The sequence below is a fragment of the Thermogutta sp. genome, assembly GCF_014359955.1.
Taxonomy (GTDB): domain Bacteria; phylum Planctomycetota; class Planctomycetia; order Pirellulales; family Thermoguttaceae; genus Thermogutta.
This window is the reverse complement of record NZ_JACIYL010000937.1, coordinates 1-1553: the sequence shown is the minus strand read 5'-3', so window position 1 is coordinate 1553 and position 1553 is coordinate 1. Positions and strand designations below refer to the sequence as shown.

The 1553-nt window shown below is 54.5% G+C and carries 1 protein-coding gene; it reads right to left on the bottom strand.

The features are described 5' to 3' along the window. Window positions 1–1199: uroporphyrinogen decarboxylase family protein (locus H5U08_RS18355; protein ID WP_297036473.1), on the bottom strand; the 1199-nt coding region annotated here is incomplete at its 3' end. Window positions 1200–1553 lie beyond the last annotated feature (354 nt).

Below are 1553 nucleotides of genomic sequence, written 5' to 3'. Positions count from 1 at the left end.
TTGTGCACCGTGTTGAAGACGAAACCTCCGCCGCGTCCAAAGATTTCTATCCGCTCCCTCACTTCCCGACGGACATCATCAGGAGTTCCAAAGGGTAATGTCTTCTGTGTGTCAACTCCTCCGCCCCAGAAGACAAGTCGGTCGCCGTATCTTTCTTTGAGCATCCGCGGGTCCATGCCGGCCGCGGAACATTGCACCGGGTTAAGGATATCGAACCCGGCTTCGATGAAATCATCCAGAAAGGCCACGACGGAACCGCACGAGTGAATAAATGTCTTCCAGGGGGTATTTTCGTGGACCCATGCATTCACTCGTTGGTGGAACGGTTTGAAAAGCCGCCGATACGTTTGGGGACTGATGAACGGCCCATGCTGTTGACCGAAGTCCGTGCCAGTGATGAACACTGCGGTCACACGATCACCCACCGCTTCATAAATTCTTTTCAGATTGGCAATCCCGATTTCGCATTGTCTTTCGAAGACCTTCCACACATAATCGAATCGCGTCACCGTGCTCATGTACCATTCCGCCACATCGCGGATACCCTTGGGATGCTTCAAAAAGGGAGCCGGCACAAGGGCAATGTCCCCAAAAGCGGTTCCGCCAAAATTGGCGAGGATCGCCTTGTCGGTTTCGCGATACAATCGGTCGGCCTCGGTGGCCAGCCATTGCAACTCGTCATCATCGATGGGTGTGAACTCTTCCAGGTTATCCTCCGGATTGAGCTTCTCCTCATCGATTGGGTCCTGTCGAATGATCGTGTCAAAGTAAAACCCGTTTTTTGGCATCCTCCCGCTCGGCGGTGCCGACTTATCTCCCTCGGGATACATCGTTAAATCCCCGTTCGGTTCCGGTTCTGTGTTAAAATCTCCGGGAACGAGGACGGGCGTCCCATCCCACAGTTGCCAGGGCTTCCAGTCCTTATTCTCAAAGCCGAACATGTTCTTGCGACGCCCAAGCGGCACAACGTCCACTCCCAAAGCCGCCTGGAGCCGCTCATCGATTTCGCCCAGCATCTGGTAGGGCTCGACAACCTTCACCGGGGTTCCCGGAGGATCAAGCCCCAGGGCCTGCCGCAGGAGATAAACACTGCTGACGTGCATTCCTGTAACGGGACTACCACCAAGATCGAGTGGAACGTAATCCGGCTGCTGGTGCGAAAGTGCCATCTGCACCCGCTGTCGCGAGGTCAATCCCATCTTTGCCACTCCCAGTTGAACAGAATTTTTCAGTCTCAGCTCTCGGGCGCCCATGATACAATCTCGGCAATCTCGGTCAATCGGCACCTCATACCGAAGAACACCCCGCTTGGCCGGTCTCTTGCGGAAGTCGTCGCGTTAGACTAGCCTATTGGTGAGCAATATGCTGCCACACTGAGCATGAGTGAATACCGCGTTGGGAAAGTGAATTAGCATCGGAGGAGAATCCATGAGTTTACACCGAATTTGGGTCGCTCTTTCACCACTATCCGTGGTTCTGGTGTGGACGGTCACAAGTTGGGGGGCCGATGTCACGTTCAAGATGCATCGCATCGGTCAGTTTCGGAGCGAAGC